Origin of the sequence: Empedobacter sp. GD03797 (assembly GCF_029842105.1) — a bacterium.
Lineage (GTDB): Bacteria > Bacteroidota > Bacteroidia > Flavobacteriales > Weeksellaceae > Empedobacter > Empedobacter falsenii_C.
The window spans coordinates 1-24,326 of sequence record NZ_JAOCFS010000037.1; the positions used below are offsets into that span (position 1 = coordinate 1).

Genomic DNA, 24,326 nt, shown 5'->3' on the forward strand with positions numbered 1-24,326 from the left:
AGAATGAGAAATCTCAAATATTTTGTCAATTAATGCTTGACAATACCCGTCATTTGTAAGAGGTTGCACCTCTATAATATCAAATTCTTCCGACTTTACGTTGTGTAAAGCAACCTTCGTCAATTCTTTGAATTGTACAGCTTCTTTTATCAAATACGCCATAGTAGATTAAGTTTTAGTCATTAAACATTTTAAGGTAATTTAATGTAAATTAAAACTTTATAATGACAATAGGTGTCGCGAACGACATTATTTACTTTCTTATTCGATGTATTGCCCTACTGCTTTATCTAATTCCTCGTTAACTATTTTAGCAAAAAAAAAATTCTGTTAAGTTTTACAACCTAACAGAATTCTATATTAATTTATATCTTAAAATGGATTATTTAATCGTAATGGAAACGACACTTTGCAATTAATATCTGACCGTCTTCGTATTTGTAAATTAAACGATGTTCTTCGTCTATTCTACGTGACCAAAAACCTGAATATTTATGTTTTAATGGCTCTGGTTTCCCGATACCAGTAAAAGGTGTACGCGAAATATCTTTTAGTAAATCATTGATGCGCTTTACTTTTTTCTTATCGGTTTTTTGCCAAAATAAATAATCTTCCCAAGACTCATCTACGAAAATATATTTCATCTATTCCTCGATTAATTCTCTTTCAAAAGATTGATTACTTTTTAATTTTTCAATGGCAGCATCTAATCTTGATTCATTGATACGAGATGATAATTCGTGATTTGTTGCCATTAAAGAATTGTACTCTTCCAATGACATTACAACAATACCAGAATCTTTCCCTCTGTTGATGATTAAGGTTTCAAAATTCTTTGAAACTCTATCTAAATAAGATTTAATATCTTTTCTGAAATCTGAAACACTTGCTATAATCATAATCTTGTATTTTATTATGTACAAAATTAAGTACAATATTTTGATTTACAAAATCTATTTTAGGTAATGGTTTGATAATAAGTAAATCTTATTCAATGTATTGCTCAACCGCTTTGTCTAATTCTTCGTTGACGATTTTCGCATAGATTTGTGTTGTTCCGATATCTGAATGATCTAAAAGTTTAGAAACGTACTCAATACGCATACCGTTAGCTAAGGCTTGTGTTGCAAATGTATGTCGGCTTAAATGGAATGATAACGAGAACGGAAATTCTAATTCTTTACCGATTCTACGCAATTTCTGACCACATAAAACATTTTTGCTACCAATTACTTTTAGTTGGTATTCATTGGATTGTTCGAAGAAATTCGCTTCTGAAATGATTGGAAATATAAAATCATCTGATTCGGAAGTTTCTTTTCGGTATTTGTTTAAAATCTCTAAAGCAGATTGACCTACTTTGAATTGATGTGAGCGTTTTGTTTTACGAATGTTTAATCTGATACGTTGTTCGTTTTCATCGTAGTTTTTCCATTGTAAGGTAACGACATCACTAAAACGCAATCCTCCGGCATAACAACTAAAAATAAACATATCTCTGAAATAGGTATCTGTTTGACCAAATGAACTCTTGTGATTTTTTAGCTGCTCGATTTGTTCTTTGTTTAAAAACAGTCTTGTACTTTTATCTTTCTTAATTCTGACACTCGCAAATGGATAGGTATTTAAACTGATGATTTCTTCTCGGATAGCATCTTTAAACATTATCGCTAAAATGTTCAACGAATAACGAATGGTAGTGTTTCCGTTTTTTAGTTTGTTGCTTAGATAATTGACGTAATCATTTAAAGTTGTTACGGTAATGTCATCAAAATAGATTTCGTTATGTCCGATAAACTCCTCGAATTTCTTTACATAGTTTTTGTAATTCTTGTATGTTCTTGGAGATACACTACCTTTAATACGCTCACAACGCTCGTAAGAGTACTCGAAAAAGTTTTTAATATCTTTTCCTTTGATGGCTTCTTTTAATCGCTTAGCGGAGATATTTCCACGTTTACGCTCATTATCTGCAACCATCGCTTCTGCATCTGCAATCTTTTGAGATAAGAAAGCATTCATTCTCGTTGAATTGGAATAATTGCGTTTTACTTTTTGTTTGATATCATCCCATTCGTTTTCTTTCAACTTTACTCCAGTTGCTATAAATTTTGTTTTACGATCCTTGATTAATCGGATATACAATGGACTGTGTCCTGTTTTATCTTCTTGGTTGGTGCGAAGTACTAATTTGATTGAAGCCATTGGAAATTGTATTATGGATTAAAAATCTACTTTTCTAAACGAATGCAAACAAGTGAAATATTTTTGCAACTTGCTGATGCAAACGAATGTAACGTGATTCTAAGGTACAACAATTGGTACAACAAATCAAGGATTTCAATGCGTTAGAGTACTTCAAATTGAAACTTTAACAATCGTTAAGCCCTTATAAATAGGCAATTTAGAGAAAAATCGTTCAACAGATTTTGGTTTTTGGATAACATCGCATTCAAAAAAGTAGAAAGCCGATTAATTGATTATTTAAAAGTGAAATCAGAAGTTTTGAATAGTAGAGTAATCATCATTACACATCAAGAAATTTCTTCAGAATTAGCTACCTCAAGAGAAGTTGTTTCTCGATTATTAAAAGCATTGGAAATTGAAGGTAAAGTAAAATTATATCGAAATAAAATTGAAATTATTTCTTTTGTGTGACAAAAAGTACAGACTTTCTTATCATGCTACCCGAAATTTGAAATAATAAAAGTATCGATATGAAAAAGAATATGGGAACGTTTGATAAATCAATTCGATTATTGATCGCAATAATTCTTGTTGTATTGTATTTCACGAATGTTATTTCAGGTACATTAGGAATAATTGCTCTTATAATAGCAGGTGTTTTTATACTAACAAGTCTATTAAGTTTTTGCCCACTTTATACAGTATTAGGTTTTAATACATGTGAAAAAAAATGACATACAATCTAACTAACCTACCTAAAATTGAAAAGCTACAAACCATTTAGGATGTAGCTTTTCTTATTTATGAAGATGATTTATTTAATCTTTTTTGTTGATATGCATCACCAATTACATTCAGAGTCACGCCTAGAATAATCATAAAAATTCCTAAAGCTAAACTCAGCGAAAAATCTTCACCAAATATCATAACACTTACAGCAACGGCAACCACAGGTTCTGATGCGCCAAGAATAGAAGTGGCTGTAGAACCAATATTTTTGATCGCATAAATCAAAGCGATGCTCGAAATAACTGTCGTTACAAAGGCAAATGTAAAAAAGTTGAAGGTTAATTCTAATGATGGTAAAATGAAAGATTCTTTGTGAAGAATCATTTTTATTGCGTAATAAATCGTTGTAAATAGAAACGAATAAAAGCTTAATGTAAAGCCTTTTATATCACGTACTTTCGATTTGTTGACTGTCACAATATATAATCCGTACCCCAAAGCACTGATAAATACAATTCCTAATCCGATTGGATTTAGCTCGAATTTTCCTTCTTTGAAACTTAGTAAAATGACGCCAGCCAATACAAAAACAATGGCTATAATGGTTGAAATTGTAATTCTTTCTTTGAAGAAAACAGCCATTATGATGGCAACAATCAACGGATAAACGAATAATAATGTGGAGGCAATTCCAGGAGTTAAATAATCATAACCTAAAAATAAAGCATCCGCTGAGATTCCGTACAATAATCCTAAAATGATTAAAAATGGAATCTGTTTCACATCTATTTTGAATGATTGTTTTTTGATGAATAAATATGTTCCGACAATCAATGCAGAAAAAAAGAATCGATAGAATAATGTAGTATCCATCGAAAAATTTGCCTGTTTTATAGGTAGGATAAATAATGGAATTAATCCATAAGATATAGACGAAATTAGCCCATATGCGTAACCTTTGAATTTCATTTTTAATAGAAAAAACGAAGTTCGAATTTCGAACTTCGTAATTGATTAGTATTTATTAAAATTTATTTTCTCGTAAAATCTAAATCGTGGAAATCGTAACTGAAATCTGTTAACGGAGAAATGGCTTTCATTTTGAAACCTGTCATTTTTCCATCTTTCATTTCAGCAAAAACAAAAGCATCTGCATGGAAATAACGATTGTACCATTTTACCGCAAACGTATTGTCTTTGTAAAATGACATTTCACCAGTTAATTGAGGCGAACGTTTCGATTCGAAAATTATTTTTCCTTTCTTTTCATAAATCACAACATCACCAAACCAATTATCTTTATACGTTCCAATTACACTTTTTACATCAAATTTGATGGCTTTATTTTTTTGGTTTGCTTCAACAGTTTTCCAAACAGCATTTGTAATATCATCGGCTTCTTCCACATTTTTCTTCATCAACTCATCATACGTTTTTACCCAATCTGTAGAAGAATTTTTTAAGTAAAAATCTTTTATTGTATTTGAAATTGCTCGGAAAGCTGCACCAGATTGTTGATTTGTCAAAATCACAATTCCTAATTTTTCTTGTGGATAAAACATCGTTTGTGTTACAATTCCTTCCAATCCTCCAGTATGCGAAACTTCTAATTTTCCGTTCATATCCTGTAATTGCCATCCCAAACCATAAGCTTTGAATAATGAATTATAAGGCGGAGTTGTACGATTTGGTTGTAAAGTTTGTGGCGTAATCATTTCGTTCATTTGTTTTTCAGAAATAATTTGTTTTCCGTTCACTTTTCCTTTATCCAAATTGAATTGCAACCATTTTGCAATATCATCAACATTAGAATAAATTCCTGCAGCTGCATCAAAAATAGTGTTCGTATAACGATCAATGACTTGTAATTTTCCGTCAATCGGAACGTGTGGATCAATTGCATTTTTCTTGTCTTTTACTAAGTGCCAATTCGCCGCTGTATTCGTCATTCCAATTGGTTCTAACAATCTTTTTGTTACAAAATCTGTCCAAGATTGCCCCGAAACTCGTTCAATCACAACTCCTGCAATAATATATAATAAATTATCGTAATCATATTTGACACGAAAATCTGAAACTGGTTTTAAAAACTGAATATTAGAAATAATATCTTTAGGAGTGAAATTGTGTCCATCAGGCCAAACCATCAAATCTCCTGCGCCCAAACCTAATCCACTGCGATGCGTTAATAAATCACGAATTGTGAACTCTTTGGTTACATAATCGTTGTACATCTTGAATTCAGGAATGTGCGTAATCACTTTATCATCCCACTTTATTTTTCCTTCATCAACCAAAATTGCCAAGGCCGCTGCTGTAAAAGCTTTCGAGTTAGAAGCAATTCCAAAATTTGTATTAGACTTAACTTTTTCTCCCGTTTTAAGCGATTTTACACCATAACCTTTCGAATGTACAATTGTTCCATCTTTGATAACCGCAACAGACATTCCAGGAACATCAAAAGTTTTCATGGCATTTTCTGTGACTTGATCAATGGTTTGATTCGAAATATTTTGTCCAAAAGCTGTAAAAGAAGCTAATGTGATTGTTGATAAAAGTATATTTTTCATGTGTGAGTTTGAATTTTCACGAAGTTAGAAATTTTTATTCATCAGCTTATAGCTTTTAGTAAAATATCAAAAATAGAGGATCAATTAATTTTGAATGATTTAAAACTAAATTATAATCAAGTATAAAGTAATTTACAATTAATTAAAAACGTAAATTAGTTAAAAATAATTTAATGAAAATAGCTTTCTTTTCGTCTAAGCCTTATGACAAAACTTTTTTTGAGGCTGAAAATAAAAATTACGGTTTTGAACTTAATTTTTATGAAACACATTTAGGTCCACATATCGTCAACGCAATTGAAGATGAGCAAGCAGTTTGTGTGTTTGTGAATGATAAAGTGAATCGACAAGTCATTGAAATTTTAGCAAAAAAAGGCGTTAAAATTATAGCTTTGAGATGTGCTGGTTTTAACAATGTCGATTTGGAAGCTGCGAAAGAATTTGGAATTAAAGTTTGTCGCGTCCCTGCATATTCTCCTGAGGCAGTGGCAGAGCATACAATGGCGATGTTGTTAACATTGAACCGAAAAACGCATAAAGCTTATAATCGCGTTCGTGAACAAAATTTTGCATTGAACGGTTTGCTTGGTTTCAATCTTTTTCAAAAGACAATTGGAATTGTTGGAACAGGAAAAATTGGAAAGGCTTTTGTCAATATTGCGAAAGGTTTTGGTTGCAAAATAATTGCGTATGATTTGTATCCAGATCAAGAATTGATGAATAATGGCGTGGAATATGTTGAGCTGGATAAGTTGTTTAAAAGCTCAGATATTATTTCGTTGCATTGTCCGTTGACGCCAGAAAATCATTACATGATTAATCAAGAAACGATTGCGATGATGAAAGATGGCGTAACGATTATTAATACGAGTAGAGGCGGATTAATCAATACACATGAAGCGATTGAAGCTTTGAAAAATCATAAAATTGGTTATTTGGGAATTGATGTTTACGAGCAAGAAGAAAAATTATTTTTCAAAGATTTATCGGCAGAAATTATTCAAGATGATATGATTCAACGATTGATGAGTTTTCCAAATGTTTTGGTCACTGCACATCAAGCTTTTTTTACACAAGAAGCATTGGAACAAATTTCAGAAATTACGATGCGAAGTATTTCAGAGATTAAGGAGAAAGGTTCGACTGATGAGGTTGTGATGTTATAAATCTCCTAAATGAGTGGACTTGAAACCATCATATTTTTTGAGACCAAATCCTAGAAAACGATCGAACGAAATATGAGCGGAAAATATAAATCCAATCATCAAACACCATTCAATATGTAAAAAATAACCAATAAGAATCAATGAAATTGTCGTAAAATAATTATGAATAAAATTATAGGATATTGCACCAATCTTATTTCCAAAAAGATAACCTAACATAAAAATATCGGGAGCAAGAAAAAGAATTGCAAACCACATCCATGATAATTTTAGGAGACTATATAGAACGATCATAAGAATTAATAGAGCAAGTTGTTCTAATTTTAGTATGTTTTTCATGCGATTGGTATTTAATTTATTAGTACAAATATTTTACCAATTGTTACAAAAAAAAGCCACTCTATTGTGAGTGGCTTTGATAATTATTTATATCCCATTATTTAGTGAGGAAAGAGTTTCATTAATAGAAAAGTATTCAACATTGATATTTGTTGCTCCTATTTGTTTTACTCGTTCGCTATGCATTTCAGCATAATTTTGAGCATTTTCTAAAGTGTCAAATATATAAATACCTCCACTTCTTGCAGTGTCTGAATTTTCGATCCATATTTTTGAGATGAATCCTTTTTCAGTATTTATACTTTCTGCTAATGAACGAGCATTTTTTGTTAAATTTTCTCCCATCATTTGAATAGGAAAATCAAAATTTATTTGAATTAAAATCATTATTACTTTTTTATCAAAGTTCATTAAATTGTTTTAAAATATCTGTAATATTTGTTACAGTGAGTTCAAAAAAAAAGAGCTACTTTAAAAAGTAGCTCTTATATAATTATATAAAAATTTTAATCATTCAATTTCAAAACAGCTAAGAAAGCAGATTGCGGAACTTCTACACGTCCAATTTGACGCATTTTCTTCTTACCAGCTTTCTGTTTTTCTAATAATTTACGTTTACGAGAAATATCACCACCATAACATTTCGCCGTAACGTCTTTACGTAACGCTTTGATTGTTTCACGCGCAATAATTTTTGCACCAATCGCTGCCTGAATTGGAATATCAAATTGTTGACGAGGAATTAATTCGCGTAATTTCTCACACATTTTTTTACCAATATTGTAAGCATTATCAACGTGAATTAAGGCAGATAAAGCATCCACAACTTCACCATTAATCATGATATCAACTTTTACCAATTTCGAAGCTTTCATTCCAGAAGGCGCATAATCAAACGATGCATATCCTTTTGAAATAGATTTTAATCGATCATAAAAATCAAAAACGACTTCAGCCAAAGGCATATTGAAAATCATTTCTACTCTATGTTGTGTCAAATAATTTTGAGATTGTAATTCACCACGTTTTTCAATACATAAACTCATTACAGGACCTACGAATTCAGATTTTGTAATGATAGCTGCACGAATATATGGTTCTTCAACACGATTTAATCCTGATGGATCTGGCAATTCAGATGGATTATGAACCGGAATCATTTTTTCTGGATCTTTTTCCAAATAAGCTTCATACGAAACGTTAGGAACAGTCGTAATTACTGTCATATTGAACTCACGCTCTAAACGCTCCTGAATAATTTCTAAGTGTAACATTCCTAAGAATCCACAACGGAAACCGAAACCTAAAGCAGCAGAAGATTCAGCTTCAAAAGTTAATGAAGCATCATTCAAACGTAACTTTTCGATAGAAGCACGCAAATCTTCGTAATCTTCTGTGTCAACCGGATAAATACCAGCGAAAACCATTGGTTTTACTTCCTCGAAACCATCAATAGCTTCGCTTGCAGGATTCTCAACTAATGTAATTGTATCTCCAACTTTTACCTCAGAAGCTTCTTTAATTCCAGAAATAATATAACCTACATCTCCAGTTTTAATGACTTTCTTCTCAACTTGATTCAGTTTTAATGTTCCAATTTCATCGGCACCATATTTTTTGTTGGTAGCCATGAATTTTACTTGATCTCCTTTTTTGATTTCTCCATTTACCACTTTGTAAAAAGCTTCAATTCCTCGGAAAGGATTATAAACAGAGTCAAAAATCAAGGCTTGTAACGGTGCATCTGGATCACCAACTGGTGCAGGAACTTTCTCGATAATTGTGTGTAACAATTCTAACACACCTTCACCTGTTTTTCCACTTACACGCAAAACATCTTCGGGATCACAACCAATCAAATCAACAATATCGTCTGTTACTTCTTCTGGATTTGCAGAAGGTAAATCGATTTTGTTCAAAACTGGAATGATTTCCAAATCATTTTCTAAAGCCAAATAAAGGTTAGAAATGGTTTGTGCTTGTATACTTTGTGCAGCATCTACAATTAACAAAGCTCCTTCACAAGCGGCAATCGAACGAGAAACCTCGTAAGAAAAATCCACGTGACCAGGAGTGTCAATTAAATTTAAAATATATTTTTCACCATCTTTTTCATATTCCATTTGGATGGCGTGCGATTTAATTGTGATTCCGCGTTCGCGTTCCAAATCCATATCGTCTAAAGTTTGATTTTGTAACTCACGATCAGAAATCGTGTTTGTTACTTGCAATAAACGATCGGCCAAGGTACTTTTACCATGGTCAATATGGGCGATAATACAGAAATTACGGATATTTTTCATATTCTATTTGTCGAATAGGCAAAAATAATCTTTTCCGTGCAGACTGCAAGTATTTTGAAAAATATTATGAATTATATTTTAATAAATTAACGAGAGTTGAAGTGAGAAATGCTGAATTAAAAATAAGTAATATCATCATTTTTCTTTGAAAAACTCTCTGTAAATAAGTTTTAACCTTTATATTTAACCTTAAACGTGATTGTAAAATCTTTATATTTATTATTCTCAGAAGCTGGAATTATTTTTTTACCTTTTTGTTCGTAGTATTTAAAAACTTTCGAAATTCGTTTAAGATAAGTTGTTGAAATCAATGCGTCACTATCATTTGAAAAGCTATAATTTGTTACTTTTCCATCTTTTTTAACTGTAAAATATAAAGTTAACTCATGTACAGATTTATTTTCTTTGAAAAAATCCTCACTAGAATCTTGGGTTTGGTCATTCAATTCATACCATAATTTTTCAGAAAAGCATTTGCTCAATTCTTCATTTGTTTTATATTTATTACAACCTGGAAATATTGGATATTTAACAGATTCTTGACTAAAACAAAAAGTTGAAATTGTTGTAAGTAGAATAAATAATAAAATTTTTTTCATTTTTTTATAAAAGTAATAAAACAATAATTGTTTTAAGCAATTATCTGATGGAAAAAAGTATACAATTCATCTTCTTTTACCAAACTAAATTTTTGTTTCAAACGATACTTTGTCATCCGTACACTTTTTGGTTCAATATTTAGAATAGTCGCAATTTGTTTGGTGTCTAAACCAAGATAGATATACGAACAATATTTCAAATCAAGAGGAGTTAGCTTTTGTTTAGAATGCTCGTTTAGCGTTTTGAAAAAGTTTGGATGTAATTCTTGAATTCTAAATTTTGCACTTTCAAAATCATTATCTAATAAATTTTCTTCTCGCATAACTTGTTTCAAATTGATAGAAGAATCATTCCCAATCTTATCTTTTAGATTTTTTAAGACCTGATTTTTATGCTCCAAATGCAACTGACTTGCTAAAACTTCGTCCTGTAATTTTTGTTGTTGCAACGTCATCAATTCTTGTTCAGCCAAAATTCGCGCTTGTTCTTCTTCTTGCAATTGTAATTTTAGATGTGCTTCTTGTTTTTCTGAATTAAGTTGATTTTCTCTACCAATCGAATAACGCAATTTGAAATGATAAGAACGAAACATAAAAAACGCACCAATAATTCCTAAAACAGCAAGGCAGATGTATAAAATTCGTTCTTTTTGAAGACTTTTATTTTTTGCTTCAAGATTTTTTAATTCTTCTTCTTTTCGCTCTGATTGAAATTGCGCTTCCAATTTTTTCGCAGCTTCCGCTTGATCTTGATTGTATAATTCGGTTGAATAATCAGTTGCTTTTTTCTGAAATTCAAATGCTTTTTGAAACTCTCCTTTTTGTTGATACAAATTGGCTAATTCGGTTGAATTGGCAACAAGCGCATAAAAATTCTTCACTGTTTGTGTGTACAAAATAGCATTAGCATCCAGCAAATATTTTTCGGCAAGCTCAGTCTGATTTTCTTCTTTTGCCAAACTACTCAACAATCCCAATGCACCAGCAGAAATTTCTTGCGAATTCGGAATAGTTTTACACAATTCTATAATTTTGAAACTATTCTGTTTAATTTCATTTTTATCATTAGTTGTTAATTTAGTGTAGTTACGTTGATAATCAGCCAAATTTAGCAAAGCAATCGCATAATTGTAATTTGTAACTTGATTTTGATAGTGTTCACTAATGTGTACCGCTTTTTTACTGGTTTTTATTAACTCATCTAAATCGTTAGAATTTTTAGATTCCATATATTTTAACGATTGTGCCACACCAAGATTTGCATAAGTAGTGACAAGTAGATTTTTGTCGGATGATAATTCAGCAAATTTCAACGATTTTTCGGCATAAAGAATAGAATTTTTTGCATCATTCCAAGTGGCATGAACCGCATATAGGAGATAATTTGCTTTAGATTTTAGAATATATTCATCAGGCGTTTTTTCGAGTTGACTGATAAATTGTAGAACCATTTTTTGACTTTTCTCAAATTTTCCAAGATTTACATAATGGTAGGCTAACAGATATTTTAGATAAGCTTTTGGAAGAAATTCTTTCGAATCTTTGGTGATATTTTGAATCGTATCCAATGATTTTTGAGCTTTTTCAAACCATTGTCTATTTTCATAAGAAACGCCTCTTTGCGTATAAGCTTTCACTAATTCTAGCTCATTATTTTCTCGCTTACTTAGTTTTATTTGCTCATTAATATAATAATCTGCTTGCTTGTATTGATCGGAAGTTCGATGATATTCAGCTAATTTATTTAGTAAATCAAATTTAATTTTTGTTGAAATAGTTGATTTTTTTAGTTCTAATTTAAGACTATCAATGTATTTATTCTGAGCGAATGAAATCGTAGAACAAAAGACGAAAAAAATTATGTATAGATAGGTTAATAGAATTTTCATATATCAAAAATCGTAAAAAAATACTTGATAAAAAATATTCATTAACTAAAATTTTCAGATTTTTAAAAATGTATAAATTTGATTTTTAAAAAGTTGTGTAAATCTGTAGTTAATCTGTAGTCGTTAAGTTTTATACTTGTAGATACAAAGTAGTATGCTTAAACTTTGTTTTGATCTTGATTTCGAACAAATTTGTATCAGAAAATAAATCAAAACATAACCAATAAAAATTATAACTATGGACAACAAAACATTATCAATCGTATCGTACATCACTATTATTGGCTGGATTATAGCTTTCGTTATAGGAAAAGATAAAGCTGATGATTTACTGAAATTTCATTTGAAACAAGGGTTAGGATTAGTAATTTTCTCATTTATTTGGGGAATACTTTTGAACATTATTATGTATGCAGTCAATATTCCTTTTATCGGAATTTTAGGATTTGCTTCTTTAATTTTAATGATAATTGGGATTATCAACGCTGCAAATGGTGTTAAAAAACCTTTACCAATCATAGGTTCTATGTTCGAAGATAAATTTGCATTTATCGGATAGAAAGTCAAATTATTTTAAAAGTTCATTTTCATAAATAGTTTAGGGATTTAAGAATCTTTTTCTGAATCCCTATTCTTCAAAAAAATAAAACATAACCGAATCAACCTAAATTTAGCACATTCGTTAATCCCATAACTAACGAAGTTTATATTATGTTTCAGCAAAAAGAGATTATTTTTAATAATCTCTTTTGTTTTTTTATGAATTATTAAGCTATTTTTATCTTTATGAAAATCAGCGCAAAATGAGGAAATTACTATTTTTTGTTATTACTTTTTTTACATTCATTCAACTTTCTGCTCAAACGACTCGAAATTTGAATTCAGAAAATTGGACTTTTCAACAAAAAGGAGATTCAAAATGGTTGAAAGCTGAGGTTCCTGGCTCTGTTCATACCGATTTGATGTTAAATAATATCATTCCAAATCCTTACAAAGATATTAATGATGCTAAAGTACAATGGGTAGAAAACGAAGATTGGACGTACAAAACTTCTTTTGATTTGACTGATGCTGAACGAAAAGCGCAAAATATTCAGTTAAAATTTAATGGATTGGATACGTATGCAAAAGTTTTTGTGAACGGAAAGTTGATTCTCGATGCGAATAATATGTTTCGAATTTGGGAAGTTTCGGTCAAAGATTTTCTAAAGAATAAAAATAATTTGCTCGAAATACAATTCAAATCGTCGTCGAATGAAGGAAAACAATTAGCAAATTTACTTCCGTATAAATTGCCAGAAGGAGAGCGAGTTTATACTAGAAAAGCGCAATATCAGTATGGTTGGGATTGGGGATTAAGATTGGTTACGGCTGGAATTTATAAACCAATCGAACTTATTTCTTGGAATAATTTTAAGCTAAATGATTTGTCTTATGAAATTCTCAAATTAGAGAAAAATCAAGCGAAAGTAAAGTTTAAATTCGTTATTCAATCGGAGCAAAATACAACTGTAGAAATTAATTTTAATCAGAAAAAAATCACTCAAAAATTAACCAAAGGAATCAATTATTTTTCGATTGATGAAACAATTCAAAATCCAAAATTATGGTGGCCAAATGGAATGGGCGAACAATATTTGTACGACTATCAATTCAAAATTAGACAAGGAAATGAGCAAGTTTCTAAGCATTTGAAATTTGGTTTACGCACTATAGAATTAGTTCAAGAAAAAGATAATGTTGGTTCAAGCTTTTATTTTAAAGTAAATGGAATTCCAACGTATATGAAAGGTGCGAATTATATTCCGCAAGATAATTTTGTTTCGCGAGTTTCAAAAAATGATTACGAAAAGCTGATAAATAGTTCGGTTGAAGCTAATATGAATATGATTCGCATTTGGGGCGGAGGAATTTATGAGGATGATTATTTTTATGAATTATGCGACGAAAAAGGTTTGTTGGTTTGGCAAGATTTTATGTACGCTTGTGCTTTTTATCCTGGTGATCAAGATTTTCTTAACAATGTAAAACAAGAAACAATCGATCAAGTGAATCGACTAAAAAATCATACTTCTATCGCGCTTTGGTGTGGAAATAATGAAATTGATGAAGCGTGGCACAATTGGGGATATCAGAAACAAATGGGCTGGTCAAAACAAGATTCTTTGAGTATTTGGAAAGATTATCAAACGACTTTTCATCATATTATTCCCAATGTTTTGGATTCTATTTTATCAAAGTCAGAGAACCGTTATTGGCCGTCTTCACCTTCGATTGGTTGGGGAAGAAAAGAAAGTTTGACGCAAGGAGATTCTCATTATTGGGGTGTTTGGTGGGGAATGGAACCGTTTGAAACCTATGAGAAAAAAGTTCCACGTTTTGCTTCGGAATATGGTTTTCAAGGAATGCCAACGTTAGAAACCGTAAAATCTATGTTTTCTGAAAAAGACACATTGAGTAAGAATTCTGTAACCATTTTAGTGCATCAAAAACATCCAAAAGGTTGGGAAACAATCAACGAATATATGCAACTCGATTATGCAATTCCGACCGATTTTGTGCAGTACAACTACGTTTCTCAATTGTTGCAAGCGCGCGGAACTCAGATTGGGATTGAGGCGCATCGACGCGCAAAACCGTACAATATGGGAAGTTTGTATTGGCAATTGAATGACGTTTGGCCTGTGACTTCGTGGGCGTCTTTGGATAAATTAGGAAATTGGAAAGCGTTACATTATCAAGTGAAAAGAAGTTTCGAGAATGTATTGATTTCGGTTGAGAAAGAAGAAAATGTGTACAAAATCTATATCATAAATGACTTATTGAAAGATTTGAAAGGAAAAGTAAAATTTTCTATAATCGATTTTAATGGAAATAAACGTTGGACTAACGATAAAGATGTAATTATTTCATCAAATTCTTCTACTAAAATATTGGAATTAAGTAATGAGGTTTTGAAAGGAACTTCTTCAATAAAATCTTTTCTTCGAATTGAATTTGAATCAAATAGAGAAAAATATTCGAGTAATTATTTCTTCGAAAAACCGAAAGATTTAGCTTTAACAAAACCAACAATTAAAATTAAAAAGATCAGTAGCAATCAAATTGAAATTTCTACAAATGTTTTGGCAAAAGATGTTTATTTATTGGACGGAAACAATCAATTTGATGATAATTTCTTTGATTTAATTCCGAATGAAACTCGTATTATAAATGGAGAGAAAGCAATTCAAAATCTAAAAATTTATTCGTTGTATGAGACGATGAATGCTGAAAATCAATAATATTTTTCTCCCTATTTTTAGTGAAATTTCACAAACGATTTGGAAATGTGAATTTTATTGACTTAAATTTGCACTGATAAAAATCATAACGTATAACAATTTAATAACGAAGAAATAAAATGTTCAAAGAAACGACATATCAGTTTTCAGCTATTGCAACAGATTTTGCAATGAGCATTTCTTCGTGCTTATAAATCGTAAATAATTAACTTATTATATCAAAAGCCCGGAGGATTCTTCGGGCTTTTTCTTTTATTATTCCATTCTAGATTCAGAATAACTTCTAAAAACTTCCGAAGAAGAAATAATTAGCGCTAATTATTTCAAAACAATTATTTGCAATCAAATAATCCATGTTATGGAAGATTCAATTTTCTTTTCAGCTCGTTTACGAACAAAGAGAACGAAGAAAAGAAGCGTAAAAACAGCAAAAGAAAAAAATGTAAGAGAGAAATATAAACGTAGAAAAGAAATCTTTAAAGAACAAAAAGCGATTCCGCTTGTTCCTTTAAAAGAGCCATATCAAAAAGGTTTCGAACGTTATTTTGTATTGAGAGAAGATATTAAAAAGGAAAATGAGATTGAATTTTTCACTCAAATTCTGAAGAAAATTAATACTTCTCAATATGCAGAAACGCGAAAGTTTGTAAAAAAACGAAAACGAAACGGAAAGCGAATTTATGTTCCGAGAATTCAAGAATTGAAACAATTACAACCTTATGAATATTCAGGACCGCATTCAATTTTGAATGATGAAGAACGTCGATATTTTGCGTGTATTCAGGTGTATGATCCAAAAACAAAACGTTTCAAAGGAATTTATGAATTTCTACAACCGTGGCGTTTTCGATTGATTATAAAACCAAATATGATTACGCATTACAAACCACTTGATATTGATTTGAAGCGCGAAGAAGCGCAAATCGATCACTTTTTTGACAAGTATAAAAATCAAGGAATCCTCTTAAAGAAAATAGTTGGAGGAGGTTATTCGTATGAACGAAAACCAAAATTTAAAAATCCTTTTACGAAAAGGAAATTTTTTAACGACAAAAATTCGGCGACAGAAATCGCTGAAATGCTGATAGAACAAGAACATCAGCTATCTAAAAGACATTAATCATGGGAAATAAAATCTCTGGAAAGGACTTCATAAAATTAGGCTTTCCAAAAAATAATTCGATCAATATTGCAATTGGGCAAATTCATCGATACAGAAAAAAAGAAAAGAAACAAACGATTCTCAACGAAGCAAAAGAAGTTTTACTCGAACCAGAAAAGTACATTGGTCACGGAATTTGGGGAAAAGTTGCGGAAGGATTGATAAAACCAGTTGAGGTAAGATTACAAGAATTGAAAACGACGCGTTCGCCTTTTTCGATTTTTGGTGAAAATGAAATTGATGAACAAGCAAAATTTCAATTGTATGACGCGTTGAAATTGCCGATTTCGGTAAAAGGCGCTTTGATGCCAGATGCACATTCAGGTTATGGATTGCCGATTGGTGGCGTTTTGGCGACGGATAATGCAGTGATTCCGTATGGAGTTGGTGTGGATATTGGTTGTCGAATGAGTCTTTCGGTTTACGATTTATCAGCCAGTTTTTTGAAAGGAAAATCGCATCAATTGATTCAGATTTTGCAAGATCATACCAAATTTGGAATGTATGAAACGCATAAACTAAAAGCGGATCACGAAATTTTTGAACGCTCTATTTTTGATGAAATTCCAATCTTGAAAAGTTTAAAAACAAAAGCTTATCAACAATTAGGAACTTCGGGAGGAGGAAATCATTTTGTTGAATTTGGAATTGTGAAATTAGATGAGGTAAAACCTGAATGGAACTTGATTCCAGGTGAATATTTGGCTGTTTTATCGCATAGTGGTTCGCGCGGTTTGGGTGCAAATATTGCAAAACATTACACATATTTGGCGGCGAAACAATGTCCGCTTCCGAAACAAGTTCAGCATTTGGCTTGGTTGGATTTGGATACGCACGATGGGCAAGAATATTGGGCTGCGATGAATTTGGCAGGATATTATGCCAAGGCTTGTCACGATGATATTCATCGAAGAATTGCGAAAACTTTAGGAAAACGAATCGTTTTTAACATCGAAAATCATCACAATTTTGCGTGGAAAGAAATGGTTGATGGAACGGAACGAATTGTTCATCGCAAAGGTGCAACACCAGCTGGTGAAGGAGTTTTAGGAATTATTCCAGGTTCGATGACCGCAAACGGTTACATTGTTGAAGGTTTGGGAAACGAATTGAGTATTAATTCGGCTTCGCATGGTGCGGGACGAAAAATGTCACGTGCGAAATGCAAATCAACAATTAATAAAAGTTTTATGACATCACAATTGAAAGATGCAGGAATTGAGCTGATAGGAGGAAGTGTTGATGAAGCGCCATTTGCGTATAAAAACATCAAAACGGTGATGAATTTACAAACCGAATTAGTGAAAGTGTTGGGAACTTTTACGCCGAAAATTGTAAGAATGGATAAATAAATGATGATGAAAAAAATTATTCAATTTACATCGGGTAGAGGGCCTGCGGAATGTAATTTTGTGGTGACCAATGTTTTTAAAAAGTTTTCGGAAGCGTGCACAAAATCAGACATTAAGTTTGACGTAATCGAAAGAGAAGTTGATAAAGATTTTAATCAACTTTCGTCTGTGGTTATAGAACTTGAAGGAAATGATTTAAACACATTTTTAAAAACTTGGATTGGAACAATTTTATGGATTGGTAAAAGTCCATATCGAAAATTTCATCAACGAAAAAACTGGTTTATTGGTTGTTTTGAATTAGAAATTCCGAAAGAAATTTCAATCAATCCAAATGAAATTGTCTATCAAACAATGCGTAGTTCTGGGAATGGAGGACAAAATGTAAACAAAGTAAATTCAGCTGTTCGCGCAACGCATCAATCAAGTGGAATTTCTGTTGTTTCGATGGATTCGCGTTCGCAACATCAGAACAAAAAAATTGCAACAACTCGTTTGTTATTGAAATTACAAGAATTTGAAACCAATAAATTGAAAGACTTGGTTCAAGAAAAATGGAATAATCAAACGTCTATTGCAAGAGGAAACCCTGTGAAAATATTCAGAGGAGATAAATTTAGTGAATAAATAAGCCGCTCAAAGAGCGGCTTTGTTTATTCTTATTCATATTTTTTAAAAAGACTGTTAATCGTTTCTTGAACTTCGTGGATAGAATTTACTTTTTTAGTAAAAGTTATTTTTCCGTCTTCATAAAATTCAACCAAATACTTTTTTTCCGTTTCAGAAATTTTAACGCCCCAATCAGGATTTCCATTTTTATTATATCTCAAACTTGAAAGCACTTTATTTGGACCTTCTATAAATGATTCTTGCCCATAAAGTTTTTGAATATTATTTGATTTAAAAATTCCTACAAATTGATTAAACAAATCATCTATTTTCATCGTTCGATTATAAGCAACAGAAGAATAAATCAATATAATTATTGGATTAACTTCTTTATAAACCTTTTCGATTAAAGGATTCAAACTCTCCGAAGATATATTTTCTTCTTTGAGCAGATTGTTTTCAACTTTATAAATTGTAGAAGAATTCGGTGAACCTTTTTGTACTTCTTTTTGTTGATTGTTGACAATTAATTTTCCGTTTTCATCAAAAACTTCTGCAAAAATTCCATTATTTTTTTCTGTTAATTTAATTGAAGTTTGCTTCTCAAAATCTTTTATCAGGATTTCTTTTCCATTATAATCAAACGTAAATCGGTTAAAAGCGTTCATCGCGAAAAGATTCATTTCAAGATAATTTGCCTTTTCATTTTTGGATCCAATTCGCAATAAAAAACCTTCATCATTATCGAAAAACTCAAAACCATCTACAATTTTGCCATTTTTGTAGACACTTTTTTGATCATATTCATAAAATTGGTAATTATCTAATTGCTTCAAAAAATCAAAAGAATACTGATATTTTAGTTCGCCTTTCTCGTAAAAATCAACCAAAGGAATTTCGTTCAAAATAATCTTATTGATGAAATAACCTTCATAAGGTTTTTCATTTTGAAAAATCCCAGTGTAAGAAGCTTGAGGTTTTTCTTTGATTGAAAAGTTTTTATAAGTTTTCGTTTTTAATTGATTGTTTTCGTACGTTTCAACAACTTTAACATAATCTGAATATTGGTCATATTCTTCTTTTTGAGTCAAGTTTCCATTTTTATAAATTGATAGGATATTATTTTCTACAATCGTACCTTGGTAAGGTTTTCCATTTCTATATTCACTTGTTAAAACAGAATTTTTGCCCGAATATATCTTTCTAAAACCATTCATCAAATCATTTTTCATTTCAAATTCTTCTGTAGGTTTGTCGTCCCAAATATTTGTGAAAATCTGTTGTATTCCGTCTCTTTTCTGATTTTTATAAGTAGAAATTGTTATCTTATTTCCATCAAAATTATAAAAAGTTCCATTGTTTGGCTTTCCATTTATATAATCACCTTTTGCAATGATTTTTGAAGTTTTGCTATCTTTTGTAATTGCTTCATCTACAATTTGCCCGTTTTTCATTTGATAAATAGAATTGTAACGTCCAATTGTATCATCGAAATTGCCTTCAAATGGTTTATCATCTTTATATTTTAAGATAATTTCTTTTCCATTTGTATAAATTTTTTCTTCAACTCGATTACCATTTTGTTGTTTGCTAACATTACTAATCTTCCCGTTTTTATCATACAAAATTTTGGTTACTAGATAATCATTTTCATGAATTGTAGTTTCTGTCTTAGATTTTGGTTGAATTGCAAAACCATTTTTGGTGTAAAATTTAATATCAATTTTTTTCTCTTTCGAACTTTTTTCAATTTCTTTTCCAGTAGAATCCCAATATTTAGAAGGTTCTTGTGAATAATTTTTGTTGATTGTTTCTTTTGCAATTTTCCCATTTTGCCAATAGATAACTTCTTTATAAATTTTATCAGAAATTTTTTTTGTGTCATTATAAGAAATAGCAGGAGCAGTGACGCTTACAGGTGGCGGAATACTTTCATCATTTTCATAAAAAGGATTGTAGTAATATAAATCTGGCCTATTTGGAGAAAAACTTCCGGTAAAATTTCCATTCGTAATTTTACCATTTATTAACTCTTTTCCGTTGTGGTAAATGATAATTTCGGTTTTTTCTCCAAAATCTCTGTATTTAATTTTTTTCCAAATAGATCCGTCGGTGTTGTAATAGATTAATTCTTTTTGATTACTAAGATTAATATTTTGTCGATAACCATTGTCAAAACCATTTTCATCATACCAAAAAACATCACCAACATATTTGTTTTCATCTTTTGGATAAATATATCCTTGAAATTGAAGTTGTCCATTGTTGTAATAATCCTTAAGCAAAACCAATTCACCATACTTTTTTAACGGTAAAGGACGATAAAAGTTGGATTTGGCTTTCGTTGTTTCTTTCCAATTTTTATCAAAATAAATCGTGTCTTGAGAATAGGAAAAAATTGAACTAAATAGAACAAAAAGAAGGGCTATTTTTTTCATAGTAGATGTTTTGGTTGAGGTTAAATATAAAAAAAACTGCTCATTTTGAGCAGTTTTAATATTACTTTTTCAAGATTGCTTGGATAATTCCTTCCAAATTTTCATTGAATTCTAGCAATTGAGCAAAAATTTTATCGTCTTTATTCAAGCCGCCGTGCTTATTATTTTTGACAAACGTTGCTTTTATCGTTTCCCAACGTTCTTTTTCCTCAGAAGTCATTAAGCCTGCAATTTCTTTTAAGCGCAAAAGATTCGATTCTGTATCCGTTGTTAACGTTTGTGATTCGCTTTCGTAATGCGCCAAAATAGTTTCATTAATTTCTTTTTCGTTCATCATTGGAACAATTTTCGAAACTAATTTTGACATATTTCTGTACGAACCTTGCATCTTGAAAGGAGGTTCAGTTCTGTAATCATCTTGCATTGCTGCGCTCGAAATATAATTTTGATTGACTTTTACGACTACATTTCTAATCTTAATTACATGTTTCAAAACAGCAATAAAATCATCAATCTCTTGTTTCAAATAATTACCTTCCAAATCTGGAAGTTGTTCTTGATTTTCGGTTACAAAATTTGTTAACTTGTAAAAATCTGTCAAACTCTTCGAAGCAATTTTATCCAAATAAGGATTATCGCCTGTGGCATTTTCAATCAAACTCAAGTTGAACAATGTTTCCGTATCACCAATTACATCACCCAAATTATAGACATCGGCACGATTGGCTAACATATCTGGAATCTGAAATTTAGAACCGCTTTCGGTATATGGATTTCCAGCCATTACAATGCAAAAACGTTTTCCACGTAAATCGTAGGTTTTACTTTCTCCTTCAAAAATTCCATCAATTTTTCGCTGTCCATCGGCTAATGAAATAAATTTTTGTAAAAATTCTGCACTCAAATGTTGAATGTCATCCAGATACAACATCACATTATCCGCCATTTCAAATGAAAGATTTATCTTTTTCAATTCTTCTCTTTCTCCAGAAGTTTTGGCTTCGATTGGATCGATTGACGTAATGCTGTGTCCAATTGTTGGTCCATTTACTTTCACAAAATGCAAGCCCATCGTTTTGGCTAAATATTCCATCAAGGTCGTTTTTCCATAACCTGGCGGCGAAATTAACAACAACATTCCCATACGTGCGGTGCGCTTGTTTTCACCAGCTGTTCCTAATTGTTTGGCTAAATTATTTCCGATTAAAGGAAAATAAACTTCGTTGATTAATTTATTTCTTACAAATGATGTCAAGACTTTTGGTTCAAATTCTGCGATTTTTAAATCTTTTTCATACGATTTAGATATTTCTTCTTTTAACTTTTGGAATGATTTAAAATTTGGAACATCAACAGTTGAAAAATGTTCTAATTTCGAAATGATTTCATGATAATTTTGAGTATAAATTCCATCAACAATTACTGCATGATTTCCTTTCAAATCTTCAATTTTGATGACAGAATTTCCATCATTTATATGATATTGATCTTTCGAAAATAATAGCATTGTCGCCACTTCATTCACTACATTTCTGTAATTTGAGAAGTTTTCATTTTCATCAATAAAAGAATGAATCCAGTTTTCAATCAAGTAAAATTTTTCGGTTGAAGAAAATTGTTCATCTTCAATTAATGCATTAAAATCGTCCGAATTTTTATTCTTTTCTAAATAATTTACAAATTCATTTCGGAAAGTTTCAGCTTCTTTACTCATCGAAAAAGCTTGATATTTCGTGAAAGTTGTAAATAAATAATTGGCAATTTTTTCTGATGAGGTTTGCGATTTATCCCATTCAGTTTCCCAATTTTCAAAAAGCGATTTGATTTCATTTAGAATGTTTTCAAAACGATTTGAATTCGGGAAATTTTTCAAAATTAATTGAGCAGAACCAATCATCGCATTCAATTTTTCTTGCAAATTATTTTCTATAGAATGCCAAAAGACTTGAGCAGTTGTGCGTGTTGGTGCATCAAATTGTAAGACATCTAACTTCGAATTGATGTTTACCAATTCTGTAAAAATTCGCAATGCATCAAAATTGTGAACACCTTTTATATAACCTTCCGAATAATTTTGTTCAATGATTTGATTGATAAATTTTTCAGCATCGAAATCTTTTTCATTTCTCGCTAAAAAAGCTTGATAAGCCAAATATTCAGCGCGATAAACTAATTGATTTTCCGAAACAAATTCTTGATTCCAAATAGCTTGATAACGATAAATTTCTTCGTTTTTAACTTTTTGATAGAAACTTGTTCCTGTTAAATGATAAAATAATTCGTTGTTACGATTCAACAAAGTCAGCGCTAATTGCTGCGTATTGACCGTAAATTTATTTTGACCGAGCGCAATAATATTTTGTCCATCAACAAAAAGTTCAGTTTTATCACGTAAAACACGAAGCGTATCTTCTTGCGATTTTTTCAAGAGATTTTCAAGATTTTCGGCTTTCGAAACATCTTTCAAATCCTTTAATTCTTGAATGATTTGACGCATTTTATCAATCATTAAATCCGAAGAATAAAACGCTAAAATTTCTTCTTTTTCTGAAAAAGTTTTGGATTTGTTTTCGATATTTCTCAAGACGCGCAAACCAATTTGCTCTAATGAATTGGTGCGTTTATTGGTTTGTTCAACCAATTGTTCGCGTTTCGAATTGAACGCTTTGATTATCTCGTCGCGTTTATCTGCAATTTTTAAAGCGAAATCATCAAAATCAGAGAATTTACTTTCTAATTCTTCGAGCTGAACAATGATTTTTGTATTGTATTCTTCCGTTTTTTCGGCAGTTGTTGATAACTCTAAAAAGTTGACCACACTTTGTTCCAACAACGTAATTTGAGCAGAAAATTCGGCAACCGCTTCCTTGCTTTTTAAGGCAGAAGTTTGACGTGTTAATTGCGCACGAACTTCGTTAAGCGAAGCAAAAATGACAGAAATTTTCTCAATAATTTTTGTTGTTTGCGTGGCGTCTTCAATTTTTAAACTGTTCAGAATGTCAATCAATAACTCTAATTCGGAAGCAATTTTAAGACAAGATTCTTCGATTACTTTAGCGTCAACAACTTTCTCAATCGAAGCCACTAAATTTTTCTGTTCCGCAACTTTTTCTTCATACGGAATCAGCGCTTCATCCAATAAAAGAAACTCAATTGTTTTGGTTGATAAATTTTCGTTGACTTCTTGCAATTGATTTTCTAATTCCTGAACACGTTCTAAATTGATATAACGAATCGAACGTAAATCAATCACTTTTCCTTGAATTTTACGCGCTTCAGCCAAATGTTCAACCAATAAATCCAATTGATTATACGTTGTACTATTTACTTTGAAAACGATTTCTTCAATCGATTTTTCCGTTTTTTCTAACGTTTCTTGCGCAAATTTTTTCTGAACTTGGACTTTTGCAAATTCATCAATCGCTGTATTGGCAACCGTTTTGATTTCTAGCAAAGGAATAGCTAGCTCAAAGGTATCTTTGTCATTGATCCAAAAATATCCATCAACAATATTATTCGCTTTTTTTACAATGTCCTCATACAAACCTTCGTACGAATCTTCTTTGTTAATTAATTGGATAACTTCTTGAGATTCAGCCATTGCTTTTACAATGTCTTTGTTTCCAATTTTGTATAATGGATGATTTGTTTTTTCTTGATTTTCCACCAAACGCTCGACATAAGGCGTTTCCCAAATCT

At 31.0% G+C, this 24,326-nt stretch carries 20 protein-coding genes; 8 read left to right on the top strand and 12 right to left on the bottom strand.

The genetic code is table 11. The features are described 5' to 3' along the window. Positions 1 to 386: 386 nt before the first annotated feature. From N5D90_RS15800 to N5D90_RS15810, 3 genes are all read right to left on the bottom strand, one after another. Positions 387 to 644, bottom strand: a complete 258-nt coding sequence (locus N5D90_RS15800; RefSeq protein ID WP_114999210.1) for a Txe/YoeB family addiction module toxin — start codon at positions 642 to 644, stop codon at positions 387 to 389. Beyond that, positions 645 to 899, bottom strand: a complete 255-nt coding sequence (locus N5D90_RS15805) for a type II toxin-antitoxin system Phd/YefM family antitoxin (RefSeq protein ID WP_068599366.1) — start codon at positions 897 to 899, stop codon at positions 645 to 647. 88 nt (positions 900 to 987) lie between these two features. Further along, entirely contained in the window at positions 988 to 2,205 is a 1,218-nt protein-coding gene (locus N5D90_RS15810; protein WP_280063236.1) for a site-specific integrase, read from the bottom strand. Positions 2,206 to 2,436: 231 nt separating this feature from the next. On the opposite strand from N5D90_RS15810, the gene N5D90_RS15815 reads away from it, so the two are divergent. Together N5D90_RS15815 and N5D90_RS15820 are read left to right on the top strand one after the other, a co-directional pair. Continuing rightward, positions 2,437 to 2,658, top strand: coding sequence for a Crp/Fnr family transcriptional regulator (locus N5D90_RS15815; protein WP_280063238.1), 222 nt, complete (start codon positions 2,437 to 2,439; stop codon positions 2,656 to 2,658). A 71-nt stretch (positions 2,659 to 2,729) separates the two neighbouring features. Beyond that, complete coding sequence (locus N5D90_RS15820; protein WP_347881116.1) at positions 2,730 to 2,921, top strand: DUF2892 domain-containing protein; 192 nt, start codon at positions 2,730 to 2,732, stop codon at positions 2,919 to 2,921. 67 nt (positions 2,922 to 2,988) lie between these two features. On the opposite strand, the gene N5D90_RS15825 is transcribed toward N5D90_RS15820, so the two are convergent. Then, positions 2,989 to 3,885, bottom strand: a complete 897-nt coding sequence (locus tag N5D90_RS15825; protein ID WP_280063240.1) for a DMT family transporter — start codon at positions 3,883 to 3,885, stop codon at positions 2,989 to 2,991. 62 nt (positions 3,886 to 3,947) lie between these two features. After that, on the bottom strand, positions 3,948 to 5,486 hold the full coding sequence (locus N5D90_RS15830; RefSeq protein ID WP_280063241.1) for a serine hydrolase: 1,539 nt from the start codon (positions 5,484 to 5,486) through the stop codon (positions 3,948 to 3,950). Between the two features lie 173 nt (positions 5,487 to 5,659). Here N5D90_RS15830 and N5D90_RS15835 point away from each other — a divergent pair, with 173 nt between their 5' ends. Next, positions 5,660 to 6,652, top strand: coding sequence for a 2-hydroxyacid dehydrogenase (locus N5D90_RS15835; RefSeq protein ID WP_114997809.1), 993 nt, complete (start codon positions 5,660 to 5,662; stop codon positions 6,650 to 6,652). Here N5D90_RS15835 and N5D90_RS15840 read toward each other — a convergent pair. The 5 genes from N5D90_RS15840 to N5D90_RS15860 form a co-directional block, all read right to left on the bottom strand. Further along, a complete protein-coding gene (locus tag N5D90_RS15840) occupies positions 6,647 to 6,991 on the bottom strand; it encodes a DUF4260 domain-containing protein (protein ID WP_114997808.1) in 345 nt (114 codons plus the stop codon). The genes N5D90_RS15835 and N5D90_RS15840 overlap by 6 nt on opposite strands. An 87-nt stretch (positions 6,992 to 7,078) precedes the next feature. Continuing rightward, positions 7,079 to 7,402 carry a monooxygenase gene (locus N5D90_RS15845; RefSeq protein ID WP_221408221.1) on the bottom strand — a complete coding sequence of 108 codons (324 nt, stop codon included), beginning with the start codon at positions 7,400 to 7,402 and terminating at the stop codon, positions 7,079 to 7,081. Between the two features lie 95 nt (positions 7,403 to 7,497). Continuing rightward, positions 7,498 to 9,294: a translation elongation factor 4 gene (gene lepA / locus N5D90_RS15850; RefSeq protein WP_038332533.1), complete on the bottom strand. Its 1,797-nt coding sequence runs from the start codon at positions 9,292 to 9,294 to the stop codon at positions 7,498 to 7,500. A gap of 170 nt (positions 9,295 to 9,464) precedes the next feature. Continuing rightward, positions 9,465 to 9,893 (bottom strand): hypothetical protein, encoded by a 429-nt coding sequence (locus tag N5D90_RS15855; protein ID WP_114997803.1) that lies wholly within the window; start codon positions 9,891 to 9,893, stop codon positions 9,465 to 9,467. 32 nt (positions 9,894 to 9,925) lie between these two features. Further along, complete coding sequence (locus N5D90_RS15860) at positions 9,926 to 11,782, bottom strand: LuxR C-terminal-related transcriptional regulator (RefSeq protein ID WP_280063242.1); 1,857 nt, start codon at positions 11,780 to 11,782, stop codon at positions 9,926 to 9,928. Positions 11,783 to 12,020: 238 nt separating this feature from the next. On the opposite strand from N5D90_RS15860, the gene N5D90_RS15865 reads away from it, so the two are divergent. The 5 genes from N5D90_RS15865 to prfH all read left to right on the top strand — a co-directional run bounded on the left by N5D90_RS15865 (position 12,021) and on the right by prfH (position 18,207). Beyond that, the gene (locus N5D90_RS15865) at positions 12,021 to 12,341 is read left to right on the top strand and encodes an import component protein (RefSeq protein ID WP_038332539.1); all 321 of its coding nucleotides are present in this window, start codon (positions 12,021 to 12,023) and stop codon (positions 12,339 to 12,341) included. 244 nt (positions 12,342 to 12,585) lie between these two features. Next, positions 12,586 to 15,066: a glycosyl hydrolase 2 galactose-binding domain-containing protein gene (locus N5D90_RS15870; RefSeq protein WP_114997797.1), complete on the top strand. Its 2,481-nt coding sequence runs from the start codon at positions 12,586 to 12,588 to the stop codon at positions 15,064 to 15,066. A gap of 358 nt (positions 15,067 to 15,424) precedes the next feature. Continuing rightward, the gene (locus N5D90_RS15875) at positions 15,425 to 16,186 is read left to right on the top strand and encodes a hypothetical protein (RefSeq protein WP_114997794.1); all 762 of its coding nucleotides are present in this window, start codon (positions 15,425 to 15,427) and stop codon (positions 16,184 to 16,186) included. Positions 16,187 to 16,188: 2 nt separating this feature from the next. Next, the gene (locus N5D90_RS15880) at positions 16,189 to 17,580 is read left to right on the top strand and encodes an RtcB family protein (protein ID WP_280063243.1); all 1,392 of its coding nucleotides are present in this window, start codon (positions 16,189 to 16,191) and stop codon (positions 17,578 to 17,580) included. 6 nt (positions 17,581 to 17,586) lie between these two features. Beyond that, positions 17,587 to 18,207, top strand: coding sequence for a peptide chain release factor H (prfH, locus tag N5D90_RS15885; RefSeq protein ID WP_280063244.1), 621 nt, complete (start codon positions 17,587 to 17,589; stop codon positions 18,205 to 18,207). A 32-nt stretch (positions 18,208 to 18,239) separates the two neighbouring features. Here prfH and N5D90_RS15890 read toward each other — a convergent pair whose 3' ends face one another. Both N5D90_RS15890 and N5D90_RS15895 read right to left on the bottom strand, forming a co-directional pair. Beyond that, the gene (locus N5D90_RS15890) at positions 18,240 to 20,627 is read right to left on the bottom strand and encodes a hypothetical protein (protein ID WP_280063245.1); all 2,388 of its coding nucleotides are present in this window, start codon (positions 20,625 to 20,627) and stop codon (positions 18,240 to 18,242) included. 61 nt (positions 20,628 to 20,688) lie between these two features. Then, on the bottom strand, positions 20,689 to 24,326 hold a 3,638-nt coding region (locus tag N5D90_RS15895; protein ID WP_280063246.1), incomplete at its 5' end, for a DNA repair ATPase.